Raw genomic sequence first — 22,068 nt, 5'->3', positions numbered from 1 at the left:
ACTCTACTTACTCCATTCACCAACAGATGCAAAAAATACAACTAAATCCGACCAACTGCCCCTAGCGCTAATTCTAGGTGCACAAAGTACATCTAAATCCGGCTAAATTCCCCAGGTGCTAAGTTTAGTTGCATAGAGTACATTTAGTTACTCGAAATCCCTACTTTTCAGCGTTATCGCTACTTTTAACTGCAGGTTTTACAACTATTCCTCGCCCACACACCTTTTCTTCCAAAATAGATGTACTTTCTGCATCTATCCGACCGCGCTTCCATCACTACTAACCCTATTAATTCGCCCGTATCAATCGACGTGTCGTGCGGAGCGCTGGAATATCCGCAACGCCGATGCCGAACATCGCTGTCCGTAGCTCCAGCTCCACCCTTGCGAGGGTGGCGTCTAGCGCCTCCTCGGACTCCACAGCGGCCGCCAACAAGCTGCGACCGAACCCAGCGAGATCGGCGCCAAGCGCTAATGCTTTAGCGGCATCCACGCCGCTATTCAGCCCGCCGCTGCCGATCAATCCTCCGTGCGGGGACACCTCCCGCACCTCAGTGATGCATTCCGCGGTAGGGATTCCCCACCCCGCGAAAGCATCCGCTGCCGCGCGACGGACCTCGTCGCGGTTGCGGAACTTCTCGACTTGGCTCCACGAGGTGCCTCCAGCACCCGCCACGTCTATAAATGCAACGCCCGCATCATACAATCTCGATGCGGTCTCACCATCGATGCCCCACCCTACTTCTTTTACACCTACGGGTACAGCGAGTTCACGACATACCTTCTCGATTTGTGATAGTAATCCGCTGAAGTTCATATTACCTTCAGGCTGAAAGACCTCTTGCAATCCATTTAGATGTAAAACCAACATGTCCGCACCCGCTATCTCCACAGCGCGCAAACAGTCCGTAGAGCCAAATCCATAATTGAGCTGTACCGCTCCCAGATTAGCAATGATGGGAATATTTGGTGCCTTATCTCTAACATGAAAGGTGTATGCTAAATCTTCTCGCTCCACCGCGGCACGAATCGATCCGACTCCAAGCGCCCAACCACGTCGCTCAGCAACCTCCGCCAGACGTGCGTTAATAGCTCCCGTCTTTTCACTTCCCCCTGTCATAGAGCTGATCAATAGCGGTGTGCGTAACGAAGCTCCTAAGAAGGTTGTCTTGATATTTATATCATCAAAGTTAATCTCCGGTAGCGCACAATGCTTGAAACGATATCGTTCGAACCCTGCTGTTATGCCACTTGCATTTACTTCTTCTTCTAAGCACAAGCGCACATGTTCTATTTTACGTTCACCCGTTGGTACTTCTGGCATTAAAGAGTTTATCGATTTATTTCCCATCATGAAACCTCCTCCTTTATCCGCTATAGAGGTTGTCCAAAAAGGTCATCTTTTTGAACTCAACCTAGAGCAATGGTGACATTAAACGAGCAGCAGATTCTAGGATTCGCTCCCATACCTTTTTGACTTTCAATCGTTCTGGACTCATTAATGTGGCTGTTAATAGATCACGCTCAAAGTCGGTAACCATCTTCTGAACACTGGATGTCTTTACGAGAAGAGCATTCACTTCAAAATTTAAATTCAGGCTACGCATGTCCATGTTCGCCGTTCCTATAGTCGCTACTTCACCGTCGACGATCAATAATTTAGAATGGAGAAACCCTTTCTCATACTCATAGATCTTCACCCCAACTTCCATCAACGCTGGGAAATAGGAATGTGAAGCGAAGAACGGAACCCATTTGTCAGGTTTAGCAGGAAATAGAATTCTAACATCTATCCCCCCTAGGGCAGCTACCCTCAGAGCCGTTAATATATCGTCATCCGGTATGAAATACGGGGTCGCTAGCCATACACTTTTCTCCGCTGAAGTGATCATGGAGAAGAAGAGATTTCGAAGTACACGTCTCTCATTATCTGGACCACTCGCAATCATCTGAACAACACCATCATTCCCACTAGTCAGTGTTGGTGACAAATATTCTTGCTCGAGGAATTGTTCTCCTGTCATATAAAGCCAATCCCGCAAAAAAATAATCTGAAGCGTTCTAACAGCTTCTCCCTTAACAAGCATATGTGTATCTCGCCAGAATCCGTAAGTTTCACTTCTACTTAGATACTCATCCCCCACGTTCAGCCCACCGATCAAGCCGACACTCCCATCTATAACAACGATCTTGCGGTGATTACGGAAATTCACGCGGCTAGAGAAGAAATTCGTCTTGACGCTACCGAAAGCAACCAGCTTCACACCAGCCTCTTCCATCTCCTTTAAGAACACTTTCGGAATCTGAATGCTACCTACCGCATCATACATAAACCGAACCGCAACACCCATCTTCGCTTTATTGATCAGGATTTGTTGAATTTGCGTCCCGATATCATCTGCTCGAAAAATATAATATTCCATATGTATATGATGTTTGGCATTCTCAAGCTCGGTAAGTAAAGTGGAGAAGGTCTGTTCTCCATTCGTAAGAATCGTTGTTTCTGTAGAGAAAGAGATTGGAGTGCGTGCCAGCCGCTGGGATAATTTCAAGAATTGTTGCTGACGCGTTGTAAACTTAGAAAGATCCTGATGAATTCGGAGCTCCTCATTCTCAATTCTTTCGTATGCTTCCATATCACGCAGCGCTTTTTTATCATACTTCCGACGGTTGAAGAAGTTCTGTCCGAACAAGAAATAGAATAATAGTCCCACGATAGGAACTAATGCAAGTAACAAAATCCAAGACATCGTTGTAGAGGGATTCCGATTCTCCATAGAGATCATGAAACATAGCGAAATAACCGTTAGGGTTGAGAACACACTAACAATCGTTCCCGCAGTCCTCCCTACAACACCAAAACCAAAATAATAAAATGCGAACACAATTGCTGAAATTAATATAACCTGCAACCCGCGTCTCATATATTCCCTCACCTTTTTTCTTCCCATTTGGATTAAATAGATAATACTATCAATAGCCTATATCCTTAACTATTGTACATGATGCATCCATATCTGCCTATATAGATAGACAGTAGATAGAAAGTTGTAACTCTTTTTGTTTTATAATATACTCTGACTATAGAGTCAATAACAGAACCCGAAAGTTCTAGAAAGGAGTGCATACGAATTGTCTGAGAAACAAACGGACAGGAAAACCTATATCTTGAAGATGGCCTTACAACTATTTTCTACCCAAGGTATTTCTTCAACCTCAATGCAGGAAATTGCTGAAGTGTGTGAAATGTCGAAGGGTAGCTTGTATTTACATTTTAAATCCAAGGAAGAATTAGAAGAAAGTATTTACTTATACTGCTATCAGCTCGTACTTGACAGTGTCATGCTAGTAGAACAAGACAGTCTACTCTCTCCTAGAGAGCAACTACAGAAACAAGTTGAGGTTCTTCTTAGTCATCTGATAGAGTTACGTGAGTTTCTGAAGAAACAGTTTATAGACGGTCCCGGTCCAAGTAAGAAGCATGGACATCCAGATTGTATTCGGGAGGATCACTTCAGAATGCTCGGCTGGTTCAAACTCAAGCTTGAATCCATCTATGGGCCAAAAGTAGAGCCTTACACGATGGATCTAACCTTATTCTTCGGTGGCATACTGGCCTCCTATTTACGAATGTTGTTCATTCCTGGTCTGCCTCTGAATATTCAGAGAATGTCGAGACATCTCATTTCCTTACTTGATGATGTTAGCGAAAGTTTCATCTCCAAAGGTGCAGAACCCCTAATCGATTCCGATATGTGGTCCCATTGGGTTAACGAATTCAATGAACAGTCCGACTTTCAACGACATCCCCTTCAAGTGACCAAGGAAATGAAAGTGATCCTCAAAGAAAACCTACTTCATAACAATACGTACAAAGATGCTCTCGAGTCCATACATATTCTTGAGAAAGAAATCGTGGACATTCAACCTCGAAGAGTTATTCTGTTAGGTATGATTGGTAATTTAGCACAAATATCAGAACTACAAGTCTTAAATGATGAACTCAAGGAGATTATTTCACTATATTCAAATAACTAAAGTGCCTTCATAATCATCCTGTATAACCCAAGAAAGTTAAAGAGAGGAGCAGAACCACACTTATGAAAAGTATTATTAATTTCTCATTAAACAACAAGTTTGCCATCTGGATTCTAACGATCATCGTTACTGCTGCAGGACTATTTGCCGGAGTATCCATGAAACAAGAAACTATGCCCAATATCAGTATTCCCTTCCTAAACGTGGTTGCGATCTATCCTGGAGCAGCTCCCGAAGGTGTCGTTCAAGATCTGACCATTCCCCTTGAAACACGACTTCGCAATGTGGATGGAGTCAAGACAATCACCTCCACTTCATTGGAGAATGCTTCTTCTGTAGCAATCGAATTCGATTACGGTACGGATTTGGATCAGGCAACGGCCGCTGTCCGTGAGGCACTTAATGAAGTGAACTTACCAGATGGTGCACAGAAGCCTACGATTTCCAAGTTCAGTATAAATTCTTTTCCCGTTATTTCCCTAAGCGCTTCAAATACCCAAACGAAAGACTTAGAGGAATTAACACGTATTATTGAGAATCAAGTTAAACCTGAATTGGAGAAGCTGGCAGGTGTAGCTTCCGTAAGTATATCAGGACAATACGTCAGAGAAGTTCAACTGAGATTTAACGAGTCCAAAATGGCCGAACTAGGTCTTAACCAAGATACCGTTAAAGGTATCGTCCAAGGCTCGTCACTCCGTGTACCCCTTGGTTTATATAACTTAGAAGAATCTGAGAAGGCCGTCGTCGTAGATGGTAACATCATTGAACTAGACGATTTGAAGAATCTTGCGATTCCTGTCATTCCGAACATGGATAACTCAGCACAAGGTCAAGGTAACCCTGCCCTTAGCGAAGCTGCTGGAGCCAGCACACAGAATCTGACCGCAAGTGTTGCTAGCGGCATTCCGACAATTAAGCTCAGCGAGATTGCCGATATTCAAGTTATTGGTTCAGCAGAGTCCATCTCTCGTACCAATGGTGTTGAATCGATCGGGCTGTCCATTGTAAAAGACAATGACGCCAACACCGTCGATGTCGTCAATGCCGTTAAAGATAAATTGGTCGAGCTAAAGGCAAGTTATCACGGGCTTGAACTGATCACGTTGCTCGATCAAGGTAAACCTATTGAAGATTCTGTAAACACCATGCTTAGTAAAGCAATATTTGGAGCATTATTTGCAGTTATCATCATCCTGATCTTCCTACGTAACATTCGTTCGACGATCATATCCGTTATCTCGATTCCGTTGTCACTTCTAGCTGCCGTACTTATCTTGTGGCAAATGGATATTACGCTAAATATGATGACTTTAGGTGCCATGACTGTTGCCATAGGTCGCGTTATTGATGACTCCATTGTCGTCATAGAGAATATCTATCGGCGACTTGCTGATACGAGCGAGAAACTGCGCGGTCGTGAATTAATCCGTGAGGCAACAGCAGAAATGTTCGTTCCCATCATGTCATCTACCATCGTAACCATCGCTGTCTTCCTACCGCTGGCATTTGTAAGCGGCATGGTTGGAGAGTTATTCCTACCATTTGCGTTAACCATGGTATTTGCACTGCTCGCTTCACTTGTTATTGCCATTACCATTGTACCCATGCTTGCACATACACTCTTCAAAAAGGGTATCTCAACGAAGAGACGTGCTCATAAAGAAGAGCTAGGGCGCCTTGCTAAGGGATATCAACGTATTCTGAATTGGTCCCTTTCTCATAAAGCGATCACCTTCGGTTCTGCTGTTCTTCTACTTGCAGGCAGCATCATGTTATATCCATTAATCGGCACTAGCTTCATGCCGGATCAGACAGATAAGTTCACCATGGTGACCTATTCACCTAAACCAGGAGATCAACTGGATGTTGTCGAGCAACGCGCCTTGAGTGCTGAGAAATTGATTCTTAATCAACCAGGCGTAGAGAAAATGCAGTATTCCATTGGCGGTGCTAATCCGATGGGTGGTGCTAGCTCATCCAACTCAGGTCTATTCTATATTGAATACAACTCCGATACCAAGAACTTCGAAGATGTCCAGAAACAACTTGTCGAAGATCTTCAACAAGAAATTCCTGATGGTACATGGTCATCTTTAGATATGACGGGCGGAATGCTCGGAAGTGGACTCAGTGTTAGCGTATTTGGAGATAGCTTAGAGGATATTAAGCCCGTGTCCGATGAAATTCTGAGACTTGTAGAAGAGGATACGACTCATTTTGAAAAAGCAAAGAGTAGTCTATCTGCTTCCTATGATCAATACACGATTGTAGCTGATCAGGAGAAGTTAAGCTCACTAGGTCTTACTGCTGGGCAGATTGCTATGAAGCTAAGCCCTGTTCGTGAGCGTCCGGTTCTAACTGAAATTGAAGTTGAGGACAAAACCTACAAGGTTTATATCGAAACTGACAGCTCTGTCTACAAGACGATACATGAGATTGCTGATGAGAAGATTATGTCTCCTCTAGGCATCGAAGTTGCAATCAAGGATGTAGCTAAGATTGAAAAGGGACATTCTCCGAACACCATCACACGTACCGATAGTAAGATGGTTGTCTCCGTGTCAGCTAATATCTTGACTGCCGATGTTGGTAAAGCTTCCACAAGCTTACAAAACAAAGTAAATGCCATCGAGAAGCCTGATGGTGTCGAGATTAAGTTCGGTGGTTCAACAGAACAAATCAATGATACATTTACACAACTTGGTCTTGCGATGTTAGCAGCCATTGCGGTTGTATACTTTGTACTCGTTGTCACCTTCGGTGGAGGTCTTGCACCGTTTGCAATTCTCTTCTCTTTACCATTCACAGTTATCGGTGCTCTTGTTGGATTACTGATTACTAAGGAGACACTCAACGTATCCTCTCTAATGGGTGCATTGATGCTCATAGGGATCGTTGTAACCAATGCGATCGTACTCATCGACCGCGTTATTCGCAAAGAGAAGGAAGGTCTATCTACTCGTGAAGCCTTGCTTGAGGCAGGAGCAACTCGCCTTCGTCCAATACTTATGACTGCACTCGCCACCATTGGTGCATTGCTGCCACTTGTTGTTGGATTGGAAGACAGTGCTGGAATCATTTCACGCGGACTCGGAATTACCGTCATTGGTGGTCTGATCAGTTCTACACTACTGACGCTAGTTATCGTACCTATTGTGTATGAATTCCTGATGAAATTCAGCAAACCTAAAGTACTAGACTAAGATAGCTATCATCCATATTGAATCAACAAAGGACGTATCCCCTTTTCCTTATGAAATGGAGGTACGTCCTTTTACTTTATTTAAAAATATAAAAAAGCCGACTCCCGTTCGCGCTTAAGGAATCAGCTTATAGACCTCTTGATATACTTCGTGATCAAAAAATGTCTTTTTGAAAAACCTCTACTAGGAAAGATTCTCTCTCCATGAGCGCAACATGATCATATCATACGGAATAAAGTCTCTCAGAATACTTCCTATAGCTGTATACACTGAGCTTTGTGCTAGACACATTAAATCTTCACCGAAGGTTGGAATCCACTGTATTAGATGTTCATCTAGGAAGCGAATCTGATCATCAATTAATTCTAATTGTGCAGTTCTGATTCGTCGATCATCTGATGTTCGTTCAGCGAGAATAGCCATGTACTCAAGCTCGAGCGAAATATTATCGTCCTGTTCATGGTTCAACTTATTGAATGCAATGCCTGACTGAACATACATCTCACGAACATTCGCAGTACAATCCACCTTCTTCTCTCTCAGCCTACTCACATAATCACTTTCACATAGCGAACGGAATATGGGGCGCATACAGTGAAATAAACGTTGGTACTCTTCCTTCTCCACTTCACAGATCTTAACAAGTTGACCCGGCATAATATTAGATAAGTAGTTCTTCAACAGCTGACCGCCTTCTGTTAACAGAATTTCCTCCCTAGTAACCATATGCTGCCGCCATTGTGCAACGAGTGACAAGCTTGGAGGACTCCCCAAGAAATCTATAAGCAATTGATATACCCAGCCTCTACCTTGCTTCCAGCGTACACATTCTTCAGTATCCTTAACAAGTTCCATGGTTAGTAACACAGAGTGCAACCCCCTTTATGTACTATCAATGAGTCGAGACGATACAATAAACATCATTTATTTGTTCTTTAAAAGGATAACGCTTTCTTATATATTCATAATACATCAAATGTTATATATTTCATGTGACAATTTTCACACCTCAGTATGGATATCTTTTTAAAAGTAGAAACGCCTATGCCATCCTTTTTCAAAGAGTTTATGCTTCCGATCCTAGCGATACTTCGTATCACTTTGAGGCACCCGTTTCAGCAGAAATATAAGGAATAGAGTATCAAGTGAAACTTATACTTTCTTATTATTTCAAAAAAAATGATTCCCATCACTGACGGAAATCATATCAATAGATACTCCGGCATACGATTACTAGGGGGAATCGTCACCTTATAAACATATAGTACCTTATTTTGTAAGCGCTTACCACTATTTTTAATTAGTTTTCTCCTATTTTCCCCTCTAAATCATAAATTTATGTTGATATGGAAATTTGTTGGTTTGAATCCCCTTTCAACACATGTTAAAGTGGAATGGTTAATCTAATCACCATAAATAACCATTAGCGATTCGTATTTAGGATGATCGATGGTCTCGAGTGTAATAGAGCTTGACTATTCATCCTATGGAAAGGAATGTCGATATTGAATGAACCCATAGAAACCAAATCATCCTTAACGTCACTTAGACTTTTCAATTTCTTCCTATACGGTTCCATGGTCATCTTCACTAGCTTTTTTCAACTGTACCTTCAGGATGTAGGCATGACGAAATTCGAAATTGGTAGCCTTATGGCACTTGGACCCTTTGTCTCCTTGTTTGCTAATCCCTTTTGGAGAAGCTGGGGTGACCGTTTGCATAATATGAGACGTATTATCGTCATCATGTTGAGTGGAACCGTGTTGCTGATACAGTTTGTCTTCCAAGCTGATAGCTATCCAATGGTGTATTTAACAATGACCTTATTCTTTTTCTTTCAAACACCTATATTCTCTCATAGCAACAGTCTTATACTAGGATATATTCAGGATACACCGCGTAAATTTGGTTCTTTCCGCATATGGGGGTCTATTGGTTGGGCAATAACCGCCATTGCTGCAGGGCAAATTCTTGATTGGACGGGTATATCACAAGTATCAACCTTATTTACTACTCTTCTGATCTTGGCCATTGGGGCGGTTATGTTTCTCCCCCCTTTGCATCGCTCTTCCCATACACCCACGTTACATTTCAAAGGGTTTGCAACGATTATGACCAATCGATACTTTCTTTCCTTTATCCTTCTAGGTGTTCTAGTATCCGTCCCGAATGCTATGAATAATACATTTATGTCATTATATATAACAGAAATTGGAGGATCCAAGCGAATGGTTGGATTGGCAGTACTCCTGTCTTCTTTGTTCGAAATGGGTATGTTCTTCTTGTTCGATCGCTTCATGAAACGTAAAATATCATGGTTATTTGGTTGCCTTGCCCTAGTAAGTCTGCTCTTCAGTCTGCGTTGGCTTCTCATGGCTGAGGCTACACTTCCATTAGAGGTCGCTGCCATTCAAGTCCTGCACTGTGTTACCTTCGGCGGATTCTTCTATGTCGGAACCCAGCTTACGATGCTGTTGATCCCTCGTCCCTTTCGTGCAACGGGTCAAGCCGTCTACACGCTCTCATGGAGTGGTCTCTCAGGCGTTATCGGTGGATTAGTCGGTGGATGGCTATTTCAAAACTTTGGCGCCGAGGCCATGTATCAGACGGGGATGCTTTTCTCCTTAATCGGTGCCGCTGGCTTCGCTCAGATCTGGTCACTCATTCGAAAACATGGTTATGAATTACCTGGTACTATCCACGAAGCGGATCCTGATGAGGATCCAATCTATTAGTGTCATAGAACTTCCTTATCATTGAACAAGCATAAAATAGCCCGCAGACAGATCACTGCGGGCTGGTTTATGCTTATTAGATCATTTCTTTATTTCGTTATTGGGAATGAACTCTTAAGCGAGACGACACGGTTAAATACCGGATGTCCTGGCGTCGAGTACTTGGAATCTACGTTAAAGTAACCATGGCGGAAAAATTGGAACTTATCCTGCGCTACCACATCTTTCATCCCCGGTTCTATATAGCCTTGGATGATTTCCATTGAATTCGGATTGATCTGATCAAGGAACGTCTTCTCTTGTGTCTCATCAACCGACTCTTCCGCTTCCTCGTCCAATATAAGCGGTTCATACAAACGGAATTCAGCAGGAACGGCTTGACTTGCCTCGACCCAATGGATCGTCCCTTTCACTTTACGTCCAGTAAATCCACTACCGCTCTTTGTCTCAACGTCGTAGGTACAATGAATTTCGATAACATGACCTTCTTCATCCTTGATCACTTCATTGCATTTAATGAAATAAGCATTCTTCAGCCTGACTTCATTACCAGGGAATAGTCGGAAGTATTTGTTCGGTGGATTCTCCATGAAGTCCTCTTGCTCAATATATATTTCCCGAGAGAATGGAATTTGACGATTACCCATTTCAGGATTCTCGCTATTATTCTCCGCTTCCAGATGCTCTACTTGACCCTCTGGATAGTTGGTAATCACTACTTTGAGTGGATTCAATACCGCCATCGTACGAGGTGCTTTCATCTTCAGATCTTCGCGGATAAAATGTTCCATCATTTGTCGATCTACGACACCTTGGCTCTTAGAGATACCTGTCTCATAAATAAAGCTACGGATCGCCTCAGGTGTGTATCCCAGACGACGCAGACCTGAGATCGTTGGCATCCGCGGATCATCCCAGCCATCCACATGATGTTGATCCACAAGTAACTTCAGCTTCCGTTTACTCGTTAGGGTCTGTCCCACGTTCAAACGACCGAATTCATATTGATGAGGAATATTTGGCATTTCGCATTCTGCTACAACCCAATCATAGAAAGGTCGTTGATCTTCAAATTCCAACGAACAAAGGGAATGTGTTATCGCTTCAATAGCATCCTCTAATGGATGGGCGAAAGTATACATCGGATAGATACACCATTTATCCCCTGTGTTGTGATGATGAGTGTGCGAAATTCGGTAAATTACCGGATCACGCAAGTTAATATTAGGCGACGACATATCAATTTTGGCACGTAATACTTTTGCACCATCGCTAAACTCGCCAGCACGCATCCCCTCAAACAAAACCAGATTCTCTTCTACACTACGATCACGATAAGGGCTATTACTGCCAGGTTCCGTCAATGTACCGCGGGTCTCCCGAATTTGATCGGCGCTGAGATCATCAATGTAGGCTTTCCCTTTCTTGATCAAGATGACCGCGCGATCATACATCTCATCGAAATAGTCTGATGCGAAACGTAACTCGTCCCATTCATATCCGAGCCACTTCACATCTTCCTGAATGGACTTCACATATTCTGTATCCTCTTTAATCGGGTTGGTATCATCGAATCTTAGATTCGTCTTCCCTCCGAACTCATCTGCTAAAGTAAAGCTAATCCAGATCGCTTTAGCATGTCCGATATGTAAATACCCATTAGGTTCTGGTGGAAAACGTGTCAAAACTTCCTTCACCTTACCGGATTTCAAATCTTCCGTAATAATATTCTTAATAAAATTGGGAGGTGTACTTGGGTTCTCCATGGCAATCAACCTTTCATCCTTGAGTTTTCTGTCTCGTTCTGTATACACTAGCTTCATACAAATATACCCGTAATATGCGGATTGTTCAATGACGATGCTTTGCTGTAGATTTCGGGATCACTATACCGCTTTTCTTACAAAAGATACCCCATCAGAATGTCATCTACATACCGTCCGCCTACAAGGAACTCGTTAATAAGCTGACCTTCTCTAACAAATCCACATTTCTCATAAAATTCTAGAGCGCCCGAATTGGAAGCCAGAACACGTAAACTCAATTTCTTCATCCCCTGCTCACTTGCCCATTCCTTCACCATATCCATCAGACTTGTCCCTACTCCCCTATGCTGATATTGTGGGTGAACCGCAATGTTAATCTCATACACATGGCGATTACTCTTGATGAGCGTGGGATAGCGAAACCCAACATAACCACAAATTCTATGATCCACGAGGGCTACAAACTGCGAACCGGGTTGGCAATGTCGTAAGAAATCCTCGCGTGAAGTCCAGTCCAAAGGTTCTGGTGAGCTATAATCATCCCATACAACAGCATCTAAATCCATAATCTGTTGCGCATCTTTCATTTCTGAAAGGCGGATCGTTAGCGTTTGTTGATTAACTCCCATCTTTTTCACCTCTTTTCAAAAGTCATCTTCCGAGGCTAGACCGATACTAGCTAGTATCTCAGATTTATTATCGTTGATTCTATCAAATTCCGCCTAGAGGACTCCGACTTCTATAAGTGGCGAGGTGACTCGGCGACCTCTTGAATAATCCCGTAAAATGTTCTTCCCTTCCTAAATCTTAAGAGGTACAATAAAAGTAGAACGTATATTCGTATCGCGCGATTGGAAGGGGGTGAAGTTTTGTCAGATTCGAAGCCAATGTACAGAACCCATCAAGTGTGGATTAAGCCAGGCCATCGCTTGTTTGCGCACCTCGATCAAGCATGTCAGGATGCCAAGAACCTGTATAATACGACCAACTTTTACATCCGACAGATCGTTACCGCTTTTGGGAAGAATGAGCCGCTTCAGCCGTTGCAACAGCAAGTTATGGACACGCTAGCGTCACATATTAACGTCATGAACAAACGACGAAGTGAAAAGAACCGTTCCCATCCGTTTAAGCTACCCTCGCAAGAGAGTCCCTTTGTTCATTATAACTTCTTGGACGCTTTGTTCAAAGTGATGAATCAAATCGATTATCGGGCGCTCCCGACGCAGTGCAGTCAGGGAATCATGAAAGTGGTGTTCCACAATTGGAAAGCCTTCTTTGCCAGCATCAAGGATTACCGTCAGCATCCTGAGAAGTACAACGGCAAGCCCCATATTCCGGGATACGCTCGGAATAGGGTGAAGGAAGTCATGTTCTCCAATCAAGATTGTGTGATCAAAGAACGGAAATTTCTTAAGTTTCCAAAGACCAAGCTGCAACTGAACATCGGCAAGCTGGGCTGTACCGACGGAGAACTGAAGCAAGTACGTGTCGTCCCAAGCCATGGACAATACGTGGTCGAATTGATCTTCGCTTATCCGATCGAACAGAAGGAAGCGGTACAAGAACACGTGCTGGCGATTGATCTTGGCGTCGTCAATCTTGCAACCATCGTCACGACCACCGGAGCGAAACCGATCGTCGTGAAGGGCAAGATTATTAAATCGATCAATCAGTATTACAACAAGATGAAGGCGCACTATACCGGCATTCTTCGTCAGGGCAAGGAACCACGCGAAGGAGCGTATACGTCCAGACGATTAGAACGACTCCATCTGAAGCGCCACCGTAGGATCAGAGACTTGTTTCACAAGGCAAGTTATCAGATCATTAAGCTGGCAGTGGAGCACAACATCGGTACGATCGTCATTGGACATAACGATGGGTGGAAACAAGCACCCGGGATCGGACGGCGAAACAATCAGTCCTTCACTCACATTCCCCATCAGATGCTCATCGGGATGATCGAGTATAAGGCAACAGAACAGGGAATCGTCGTTATCCTGACCGAAGAGGCGTATACCTCGAAAGCCAGTTTCTTAGATCTAGACCCGTTGCCGAGTTATGGCGAAGAAGGAACATGGATCTTCTCAGGCAAACGGATATATCGCGGTCTGTATAAGAACGCGAAGAGCGTGATTCATGCCGATGTGAACGGCGCAGCCAACATTATGCGAAAAGTATTCCCAAACGTATCCGCCAAAAGAGCGAATGGGATAGAGGGGTTGGATGGTAACCAGACCATCAACGTGTCAACTCCACTGGTGTTAAGCATCCTGAAATAAGTTGGATGATACATCAGAAACCCCCACTTCAGCCGAAGCAACAGCGTTGGTAAGTGGCGGGAGTATTCATCATAAGTCTCCTGCATTGTGTTTAACCATTAATGAAACGATAACTATCGTCAATAATTGCGTAAAGTACACTTGAACTTGAACTCGAGCTTAAGCCTATGTCCCTAAAACTAATTTAGTTGCATAACGTGTATCTAAATCCGGACAATTTACTCTAGTGCTGGCTTTAGTTGCACAGAAGGTATCTAATTACTTGAAAACCTTCACATTTCATCGTTTTCCCCATTTTAACTGACCTTTATGCAACCACTTCCCTCTCCCCTACCTTTCCTTCTAAAGTAAGTACCCTTTTTACAACTATTTCATCGCCACCGACATCAGCATCGATCGTTCGGCACCCGTCTTCCAGCGACTCGACCAGAAATAAAAAGACTACAGTATAAGCTGAATCTTATACTGTAGTCCCTATATTTTAATAATAAGATTATCCCCTATGCCTGCTTACGCACTGCACTTGCTTGTGATGATTGATCTTTAGCTGCCAATGCGACTGAGCTATCTTGAGGTTCACGAAGATAAGCCGCCCAATACGCCGCCGCGACGAAGATCGCACCGCCGGTGAGATTACCTAGCCAGACGGGGACGAAATTAATTAAATATTCTCCCCATGAATAATAACCTTCGAAGATGGCTGCTGGAATCAGGAACATATTCGCCACGACGTGCTGAAATCCGATGGCGACAAAGGCCATTGTTGGGAACCAAATCCCTAGTATTTTGCCACTCATATTATCCGATCCATAAGATAGCCAGACCGCTAATGCCACCAACCAATTACAACCGATCCCCGATACAAATGCCTGTACGAACGAATCGTCTAACTTGTGTGCTGCCATCTCCACTACTTTCTCTAAATACACGCCAGAGCCCGTTAGTCCAACGATATGTCCGAAGAAGTAAGCGACGAATACAGCCCCTACAAAGTTACTTATTGTAATTAATATGAGGTTCTTCATTGCTTCCCATGTAGAAATTTTCTTCGCAATACGAGCTAGAGGCACTGCCATCATGTTCCCCGTCAACAGTTCGCCACCCGCAAGAAGCACAAGAATAAGACCTAATGGGAACACCGCAGCCCCAATAAGATTTGTAATAGAACCCAATTCCGCTGGCGCTCCTGCCACAACACGAATATTTAATAAGAACCCCAGCGAAATAAAGGCACCTCCTAAGAAACCAAGAACAAGTACTGTTACAAGCCGACTGTGAACCTTCTTCGTCCCGTTCTCCACTGTTACTTCAGCAATTTGCTGAGGTTTATAATAGGCCATAATCCTATCCCCTTAATCCAATAATGTTTAAAATCTAATCTATTTATATTGATTGTAACGTAATTGTTTCACTTCTAAATGTGACATATCTCACAATGAATGATTATTAGTGAAAACTTTCACACATTAGTCGTCAAATACGTCAAATGACCATCCTTTGAGTAATAAGGTCTACTTAAAAGATGGTCACAACTCATATCCGTTATACGTCGTAATTAACAATATAATGCTGCATTTCTGAATTATAATGACCTACGCTATATTCTACTACGCTGCCGTTAGCATCATAGGAGTAACGTAGACGTTTGAGCATCGCTGTTCCCTCTGGAACAGACAGCCATTGCTCAATCTCAGCGGTTGCAGCCGCCACAGTGAAATGATCTCGAAAATTCGCGATCTCGATGTTATTGTCTTCGATAAGCTCATATATCGATTGAATCTCTGTCACATCGAGGTGTTCATTCATCATAATGACGGGCGATAGGAAATGAACATAATGAATATATGGCTTCCCGTCCAAAAGATAAAGGCGTTCGATCCTCAGACAACGTTCTCCAAAGAACTCAAAAAGTTCCGTCTTTTCGTCATTCTCCATCCATTCCAATGTAAGTATGCGTTTCTCAATCTTGTGACCTTCCTCAACTAAAACTTCTGTAAATCGCTTCCCCTTGGATAGATTAGAAAAAGAGGTGTTACGAATAACGATCGTACCAATGCCACTTTTTTTCTCTACATACCCTTCTTGGGAAAGCTCTTGGATCGCATTTCTTACCGTCATTTTACTTACTTTAAACTCACTTTCAAGTTGCGGCTCAGAAGGAATATTCGTGCCGATTGGATAAAGCCCATGCAATATGCGGTCTTTTATAATCTTCTTGATCTGCAAATACAAAGGTCCCTTTTTCCTAGAAATGGACATGATTCTCCTACCTTCCCACATCTAGCCTAATTTCCGTCATGGCTTGCAATACTTCAGCTTCGGTGGATGTTGGCGTGTCGCCTACGACCGTATGTGCTAGCATAGCTGCCGTAGTTGCATAAGCAATACTCTGCTTCGGTGTAAAGCCACCCACTTCGCCGTGAATAATACCACTTGCATATGCGTCCCCTGCACCAATTCTATCATACACTGAAAAAGTTAATTCTTTCGAAAACTCAAATTCTCGCTCTTTATACATAAATCCTTTAAGTGAATGTGTATTATCTCCGTTAATCTTACGATGTGTTCCCGCTATAACAGCAATGTCATACTTCTCTGCCACTTGTGGAATAAGCTGCATAAGTTGCCCCAGTCGCTCACTTTCCTCTGTCGCCATACCCAAAGTGAACATCGCATCTTTTTCATTCATCATGACGATATCGGACAGATGAAGCATTTTCTCGTAATGCGGTTTGGCCATGGTGTACCCATCCGTACCCCATAGCGACGGACGAAAATTACAATCGAACACTACTGTACCACCATTTCTCTTCACTTCTTGTGCCAAATCAATCATCTGCTGTCGTACCGATTCATTCATAGCCAGCGTAATTCCACAGAAATAGACAATATCGATTTCCTGGGCAACCTTGCAGAAATCATACACATCTGAATTTGCTTTGTTAAAGCTACTTTCTAGTCGATCTGAATAAGTCACTCGACTTGGACGAGCACCAAATCCATTTTCTAAAAAGTACATCCCTACATACTTCCCACCTCTGCTGATGAACGACGTTGAAATGCCCAGCTTACGCAGGTGAGCCATCGCCGCTTCTCCGATTGGATTGTCAGGCAAAGTGGAGACCAGATCACCAGTGTGACCGAAACGGGCCAGAGCAGATGCGACGTTCACCCCGCTTCCTGAGAAGGAATACTGCAAGGTATTACTTTGAGATAGCGACTCATACCCCGGCACCTGCAACCGCATCATGACCTCCCCGAAGGCTGCAATTCTTTTAGGCATACTGATCCACCAATGTCTTTATCGTTTCGTATAACACTTGTACATCCTCCACATTCGTGCTACCTGACTCAGCATCAATAATGGACGTATATACGTGTGGAATAATTTGTGGAACCCCCGCCATAAGAGCAATTTCTACAATAGGTTGAAAGTTCTGCATGTCGATGCCACCTGTCGGCTCTAAGGCAAACCCTTCTTCACCGCACGCTTTCGCCACCGCACGGTACTCATCCTCAAGCTCTAGCCCTTGCATCGGATAATATTTCAGCGCATTGCCGCCCATGTCCCGTACGAGTGCAATAGCAGCTTTTACTGGGATGATAGCTTGTTCAGATGCTGCTGCACTGATAGGTCCCGTAGAAATATTCACATACCCCACGCGCCCGCTTGGGGAAACTAAACTATTAATCCAACTATCACGCCCATGAAGATTAGCGCGGGTAGCTCCAACGGCTGGAAACACCTGATTAATATGGCATCCGCCATAGCTTCTAGCGATCTCCGCTACAACTTTGCCCTGACGGTTATCTCCTGCACCCAGTCCAATAGAAACAGCATCATCGATCGCTGCTCCATATTCCTTCATAGCAGCTACAGCTTCTTCCGCATTAGGATAGTTCTTAGACAAAACACCAACAACGACATGTCCTTCTGCTGCCGCAAATACCCTTTTAGCATTTTCAATACTATTGGTCAGCACATTAAGTGCAATCCGGTTCTTATAGAGACGCTTCTCCATATTTGACATATTATTTGCCACCTACCATTTCTCTTATTCTTCTTACAATCACTTGCATGTCGTCTCCTTGCAGAGAACGTGGATCAATGTCGAAGTAACCTTGCCGCACGCCATAATCACGGGTATACACCGCAATGTCCCCCTCACGCAGCCCATCATTCACCGCTATTGCAGTTGAACCCACTACTTCCGAATCGATATGCACACGTCCGCGATAGATCGCTCTTCCCGCTTCATCCTGCACAATCGTGATCCGTATGCCAGGTAAGTCTGACAATGGTGTCAGAGACTGCAATAGTTCTCGTTCCTGCTCACTTTTATCTGGCTTATTCATATACTCGTCAAGTGCCTGTAGCAGCCCAAAGGTCGTTTCCTTACCGACTTTCATGCTGCGTCCTATCCCATGGAGCTGTTGCTTAACCCAATCTATGTAGCGGCGTTTACCACCCACAATTCCTGATGTTGGCCCCTCAATCGCTTTAGAGCCGCTGTAAATAGCAAGATCAGAGTATTTGACATACTTGAGAATATCCTCTTCAGCGGCAGCATCAACAATGAGCGGAATGCCACAGCGCTGTGCAATCTCCCAAGTCTCCTCCAAAGAAATCATGTTCTTCTGTACACAGTGATGCGATTTCACATACAAAATCGCAGCTGTATTATCTGAAATGGCCTCTTCGATATGCACTCCACGCCCCTCGTTAGCGTAACCCACCTCAATGAGTTTGCCGCCTCCCAAATAAACCATCGTCTCGACAGGAGCTCCATATTGCACATTATGACCTTTCAGCATGATAATCTCACTTTTCGCGATTTGTTCTTGATGGAGTCGTTCGCTTCTGCGCTGATGACCTTCTGTCACGATGGCTGCAACAGACAGAGCAATACCGCTCGATGCTGAGTTAACTACCACTGCTGATTCAGATCCTAAAATATTTGCGATATAGTCCCCTGCTTTATTGACCAAATCCGCTATTTCTACGTACTGCTGTCCGCCTTGCTTCATAGCGTCCATCACTGTATCTGTCGGTGCAGAGACACCTAGAATACTCATTCGTCCACTCGCATTAATGACCCGCTTCAATCCATATTTAGCATGTAATAAATGATCCATTGACAACTACCCCTTTAGCTTCAATATAACGATCTGCCACTCTCTGCTCATCCTCAGAATCGGTTAGCGTAACATGCCCTTGCTTTACTGCAAATAGCGTCAAATTGGCGAAATCCCCAACTTGAATCCGACCTAGTTCTGGCTTGTTTAGCCAAGCCGCGGCATTGCGGGTAACTGCGGTCACGACCTCTTCGAGACTGTATCCCAAGTATAGAAATTTGGACATGACACTTGCCATACTATAGACCGGTCCATCCAACCGGTTACGACGGTAAATGTCGGTACTGATCGTGTTTAATTGGATACCGTGACGCTTCGCCATTTCCGCTACCTTGAATGAGAAACTGGCTGTTCCATGTCCGACATCAAGATGAACCCCTCTATCCAAGGCATCCAGTAGCACTTGCAAAGGATTCCCTTCCTCACTATCAAACAAATTATTCGATTTGCCATTTAGATAGTGTGTAACAATATCATTCTTCTCCAACAAGGCCAGCACTTCCTCGATATCAGGGGGCGCTGAACCAATATGAACCATAAGGGGTAACAACGTCTTATAAGATAAGATCCGTGCCAGTCGTAAGGGTTGTATACCGTTGTCTTTAACCACGCTTTGACTTATACGTGCCTTTAGCCCGACTACAAAACCTTTATGATCATGTGCCGCTTGGACCGCTTGTTCCATATCAATCCAATCGAGATTAGACAGCTCATCCACCCGCTTCAAGCCAATGCGTGAAATGTTAAGAAATGCGAACACATTCGTCCTTGCCTGCTCAGCACTGGTACGCAAATCTGCTATTTGGTCCGCACCACAACTACCCGCATCGACGATAGTTGTAACACCTTGCTTCACGCCAATCTCATCAATCTCGTCACCATAGGGATCAAATGCTGGAAAAGCATGCACATGCAAATCAATCCAGCCACTAGAGACGTATAAATCCGAGCAATTATAACTATGCTCCCCCTCTGCTGCACCTGCCTGCGCAATCTCAACAATGATTCCGTCCTCAATGACGATATCATTTAGTTGTTCATCCACAGTCTTCACATTCTGTAGCACCAATCGTTTTTTCACTTACTCCGGTTCCTCCTTTAATGCGTCATATTCTAACTACACAACTTGTTCATCATTCAATCACACTGGACAATAATGAATTCATAATGTAACCATATCATAAAATATCGATTAGGTGAATATAACGTTATAATGTTTAGATGAAAAAGACCCTCCAGGTAACTATGCTAAGTTCATCACATTGGATGCCTCTTGCATTGTTAACCTGGAGGGTCGAATAAGTTTAGATGGACTATTCACTCATAATCGAATATACGGAAGTATTAGCCTAACGTCTGCAGGAAGGACCATGTCAACGTTTCTGTAGAAGGTAATACAATATCCGCACCCGAAGGTTTCAGAATTTCTTCCTGACCAATTCCAACAGCGAACATATGAGCTGATTTGATAGCTTCGATACCTGCTTGGGCATCTTCGATGCCAATGCAATATTCCGGAGTTACCCCTACAACTTCCGCGCCGCGCAAGAAAATATCTGGCGCTGGCTTGCCGTGTTCAACTTCATCTGGATCCACAACATAATCAAAGTATTCCGTCAATTCTAATGATCGTAAAATTTGAGGTGCATTTTTACTTGCTGATGCAACGACCGCGCGCACATCGGCTGTTTTCAGTTCCACTAGAAGTTCAAGAATACCCGCATATACATCTGCAGGCGTTACGTTATCCAGTAATTTTACATATTCCGTATTCTTTTGTGTTGCTAGATCCGTTTTTTCTGCTAAAGTGAAATCATTCTGGCGATTAGCATGGATCAAAATACGTTCCAATGATTCCATTCGGCTAACACCTTTCAGCCGCTCGTTAAATTCTTTGTCCATTTCGATATCTAATTGCTCCGCGAGTTGCTTCCAGGCAATATAGTGGTATTCCGCTGTATCCGTAATCACTCCGTCCAAATCGAACAAAACAGCTTTAACGATCATCGTATTCTCTCCCTATATATCTGTCTTATTACATGACGACTTCGTTTACCCCTTCATTGCTGATGAGATGGAAATCCCCTCAATAAAGTGCTTCTGCGCAACGAAGAATACAATTAATACGGGAAGCATAATCAGAATAGTTGCTGCCATGAGCATATTCCATTCAATATTGTACATTCCTTTAAACATCGACAAACCTAGAGCAAGCGTGTACTTGTCTGTTGTGTTCAAATAAATTAATGGTCCTTGGAAATCGTTCCACACACCCATAAATGTGAAAATAGCGACCGCAACCAATGGTGGTTTACTTAATGGAAGCATGACTTTCAAGAATATTTGCCATCTGTTCGCGCCATCCATAAATGCTGCTTCATCCAAATCTCTTGGAATACCGCGCATAAATTGGCGTATCAGGAAGATGTTAAATGCCCCACCACCAAAAAATGCTGGAATAATTAAAGGTAGGAATGTATCCACCCAACCTATTTCTTTGAACATAATAAACATTGGAATCATCGTAACTTGACCCGGGAGCATCATCGTTGCAAGTAAGAGCAAGAATAGCCCATTTTTACCTCTGAATTTAAACCGCGCAAACCCATATGCACACAATGCAGAGGAGAATACCGTACCGATTAACACTGGAAAAAGAATCAATAACGTGTTCTTCAAGAAAGTGAAGAACGGAATCGCATTGATCGCATCGCTATAGTTACCCCATTTCCATACTTTTGGAAAAAAGTTATCAGCGAACACTTCCGCAGGCGTCTTCAATGAGGTTGAAAACGTCCATAACAGTGGCACTAATACGATAAGTGATCCGCCAATTAGGATGAGGAGAGCGATTATCTTCCCCATGTTCTTTTTTAAAGACATTTGTAAATTCATCATTCAA

General features: G+C 43.5%; 17 protein-coding genes. 4 read left to right on the top strand and 13 right to left on the bottom strand.

Annotated elements, in window-relative coordinates:
• Window positions 1–289: 289 nt before the first annotated feature.
• The gene (fni, locus tag ACP8HI_RS24915; protein WP_438348792.1) at window positions 290–1,354 is read right to left on the bottom strand and encodes a type 2 isopentenyl-diphosphate Delta-isomerase; all 1,065 of its coding nucleotides are present in this window, start codon (window positions 1,352–1,354) and stop codon (window positions 290–292) included.
• Window positions 1,355–1,415: 61 nt separating this feature from the next.
• Window positions 1,416–2,924: a cardiolipin synthase gene (gene cls / locus ACP8HI_RS24910; RefSeq protein WP_438348791.1), complete on the bottom strand. Its 1,509-nt coding sequence runs from the start codon at window positions 2,922–2,924 to the stop codon at window positions 1,416–1,418.
• 208 nt (window positions 2,925–3,132) lie between these two features.
• On the opposite strand from cls, the gene ACP8HI_RS24905 reads away from it, so the two are divergent.
• Entirely contained in the window at window positions 3,133–4,038 is a 906-nt protein-coding gene (locus tag ACP8HI_RS24905; RefSeq protein WP_438348790.1) for a TetR/AcrR family transcriptional regulator, read from the top strand.
• A gap of 62 nt (window positions 4,039–4,100) precedes the next feature.
• The gene (locus ACP8HI_RS24900) at window positions 4,101–7,244 is read left to right on the top strand and encodes an efflux RND transporter permease subunit (protein WP_438348789.1); all 3,144 of its coding nucleotides are present in this window, start codon (window positions 4,101–4,103) and stop codon (window positions 7,242–7,244) included.
• Between the two features lie 183 nt (window positions 7,245–7,427).
• On the opposite strand, the gene ACP8HI_RS24895 is transcribed toward ACP8HI_RS24900, so the two are convergent.
• Window positions 7,428–8,111, bottom strand: a complete 684-nt coding sequence (locus ACP8HI_RS24895) for a TorD/DmsD family molecular chaperone (RefSeq protein ID WP_438348788.1) — start codon at window positions 8,109–8,111, stop codon at window positions 7,428–7,430.
• A 629-nt stretch (window positions 8,112–8,740) separates the two neighbouring features.
• On the opposite strand from ACP8HI_RS24895, the gene ACP8HI_RS24890 reads away from it, so the two are divergent.
• Window positions 8,741–9,979 (top strand): MFS transporter, encoded by a 1,239-nt coding sequence (locus ACP8HI_RS24890; protein ID WP_438348787.1) that lies wholly within the window; start codon window positions 8,741–8,743, stop codon window positions 9,977–9,979.
• 89 nt (window positions 9,980–10,068) lie between these two features.
• Here the strand turns inward: ACP8HI_RS24890 and ACP8HI_RS24885 are convergent, their stop codons facing one another.
• Window positions 10,069–11,745: a glutamine--tRNA ligase/YqeY domain fusion protein gene (locus tag ACP8HI_RS24885; protein WP_438351983.1), complete on the bottom strand. Its 1,677-nt coding sequence runs from the start codon at window positions 11,743–11,745 to the stop codon at window positions 10,069–10,071.
• 134 nt (window positions 11,746–11,879) lie between these two features.
• Window positions 11,880–12,374 carry an N-acetyltransferase family protein gene (locus tag ACP8HI_RS24880; protein ID WP_438348786.1) on the bottom strand — a complete coding sequence of 165 codons (495 nt, stop codon included), beginning with the start codon at window positions 12,372–12,374 and terminating at the stop codon, window positions 11,880–11,882.
• Between the two features lie 258 nt (window positions 12,375–12,632).
• On the opposite strand from ACP8HI_RS24880, the gene ACP8HI_RS24875 reads away from it, so the two are divergent.
• Window positions 12,633–14,030 (top strand): RNA-guided endonuclease InsQ/TnpB family protein, encoded by a 1,398-nt coding sequence (locus tag ACP8HI_RS24875; RefSeq protein WP_438351982.1) that lies wholly within the window; start codon window positions 12,633–12,635, stop codon window positions 14,028–14,030.
• A gap of 500 nt (window positions 14,031–14,530) precedes the next feature.
• Here the strand turns inward: ACP8HI_RS24875 and ACP8HI_RS24870 are convergent, their stop codons facing one another.
• The 8 genes from ACP8HI_RS24870 to ACP8HI_RS24835 all read right to left on the bottom strand — a co-directional run bounded on the left by ACP8HI_RS24870 (window position 14,531) and on the right by ACP8HI_RS24835 (window position 22,061).
• Window positions 14,531–15,370, bottom strand: a complete 840-nt coding sequence (locus ACP8HI_RS24870) for a formate/nitrite transporter family protein (RefSeq protein ID WP_438348785.1) — start codon at window positions 15,368–15,370, stop codon at window positions 14,531–14,533.
• A gap of 202 nt (window positions 15,371–15,572) precedes the next feature.
• Window positions 15,573–16,289, bottom strand: a complete 717-nt coding sequence (locus tag ACP8HI_RS24865; RefSeq protein ID WP_438348784.1) for a GntR family transcriptional regulator — start codon at window positions 16,287–16,289, stop codon at window positions 15,573–15,575.
• A 7-nt stretch (window positions 16,290–16,296) separates the two neighbouring features.
• Window positions 16,297–17,313, bottom strand: coding sequence for a sugar kinase (locus tag ACP8HI_RS24860; protein ID WP_438348783.1), 1,017 nt, complete (start codon window positions 17,311–17,313; stop codon window positions 16,297–16,299).
• Window positions 17,306–18,061 carry a 2-dehydro-3-deoxy-phosphogluconate aldolase gene (gene dagF, locus ACP8HI_RS24855; RefSeq protein ID WP_438348782.1) on the bottom strand — a complete coding sequence of 252 codons (756 nt, stop codon included), beginning with the start codon at window positions 18,059–18,061 and terminating at the stop codon, window positions 17,306–17,308. Before dagF ends, ACP8HI_RS24860 begins: the two co-directional genes overlap by 8 nt.
• Window position 18,062: 1 nt before the next feature.
• Window positions 18,063–19,166, bottom strand: coding sequence for a DgaE family pyridoxal phosphate-dependent ammonia lyase (locus ACP8HI_RS24850; RefSeq protein WP_438348781.1), 1,104 nt, complete (start codon window positions 19,164–19,166; stop codon window positions 18,063–18,065).
• Window positions 19,144–20,247, bottom strand: coding sequence for an amidohydrolase/deacetylase family metallohydrolase (locus ACP8HI_RS24845; protein ID WP_438348780.1), 1,104 nt, complete (start codon window positions 20,245–20,247; stop codon window positions 19,144–19,146). Before ACP8HI_RS24845 ends, ACP8HI_RS24850 begins: the two co-directional genes overlap by 23 nt.
• 263 nt (window positions 20,248–20,510) lie before the next feature.
• Window positions 20,511–21,173: a beta-phosphoglucomutase gene (gene pgmB / locus ACP8HI_RS24840; RefSeq protein ID WP_438348779.1), complete on the bottom strand. Its 663-nt coding sequence runs from the start codon at window positions 21,171–21,173 to the stop codon at window positions 20,511–20,513.
• A 45-nt stretch (window positions 21,174–21,218) separates the two neighbouring features.
• Entirely contained in the window at window positions 21,219–22,061 is an 843-nt protein-coding gene (locus ACP8HI_RS24835) for a carbohydrate ABC transporter permease (RefSeq protein ID WP_438351981.1), read from the bottom strand.
• Window positions 22,062–22,068: the final 7 nt, after the last annotated feature.

Source organism: Paenibacillus sp. FA6, from assembly GCF_051550225.1.
Lineage (GTDB): Bacteria > Bacillota > Bacilli > Paenibacillales > Paenibacillaceae > Paenibacillus_AQ.
Note: the sequence above shows the minus strand (reverse complement) of the source record. Positions and strands in the feature narration are given on the sequence as shown.

Bases quoted from the DNA above. Each gene is read 5' to 3' on its own strand.
- ACP8HI_RS24860 (WP_438348783.1), bottom strand. From the start codon at position 17,313: ATGCCTAAAAGAATTGCAGCCTTCGGGGAGGTCATGATGCGGTTGCAG.
- ACP8HI_RS24885 (WP_438351983.1), bottom strand. From the start codon at position 11,745: ATGGAGAACCCAAGTACACCTCCCAATTTTATTAAGAATATTATTACG.
- ACP8HI_RS24850 (WP_438348781.1), bottom strand. From the start codon at position 19,166: ATGGATCATTTATTACATGCTAAATATGGATTGAAGCGGGTCATTAAT.
- cls (WP_438348791.1), bottom strand. From the start codon at position 2,924: ATGAGACGCGGGTTGCAGGTTATATTAATTTCAGCAATTGTGTTCGCA.
- fni (WP_438348792.1), bottom strand. From the start codon at position 1,354: ATGATGGGAAATAAATCGATAAACTCTTTAATGCCAGAAGTACCAACG.
- ACP8HI_RS24880 (WP_438348786.1), bottom strand. From the start codon at position 12,374: ATGGGAGTTAATCAACAAACGCTAACGATCCGCCTTTCAGAAATGAAA.
- ACP8HI_RS24890 (WP_438348787.1), top strand. From the start codon at position 8,741: ATGTCGATATTGAATGAACCCATAGAAACCAAATCATCCTTAACGTCA.
- ACP8HI_RS24875 (WP_438351982.1), top strand. From the start codon at position 12,633: ATGTACAGAACCCATCAAGTGTGGATTAAGCCAGGCCATCGCTTGTTT.
- ACP8HI_RS24835 (WP_438351981.1), bottom strand. From the start codon at position 22,061: ATGAATTTACAAATGTCTTTAAAAAAGAACATGGGGAAGATAATCGCT.
- dagF (WP_438348782.1), bottom strand. From the start codon at position 18,061: ATGTCAAATATGGAGAAGCGTCTCTATAAGAACCGGATTGCACTTAAT.
- ACP8HI_RS24900 (WP_438348789.1), top strand. From the start codon at position 4,101: ATGAAAAGTATTATTAATTTCTCATTAAACAACAAGTTTGCCATCTGG.
- ACP8HI_RS24870 (WP_438348785.1), bottom strand. From the start codon at position 15,370: ATGGCCTATTATAAACCTCAGCAAATTGCTGAAGTAACAGTGGAGAAC.
- pgmB (WP_438348779.1), bottom strand. From the start codon at position 21,173: ATGATCGTTAAAGCTGTTTTGTTCGATTTGGACGGAGTGATTACGGAT.
- ACP8HI_RS24865 (WP_438348784.1), bottom strand. From the start codon at position 16,289: ATGTCCATTTCTAGGAAAAAGGGACCTTTGTATTTGCAGATCAAGAAG.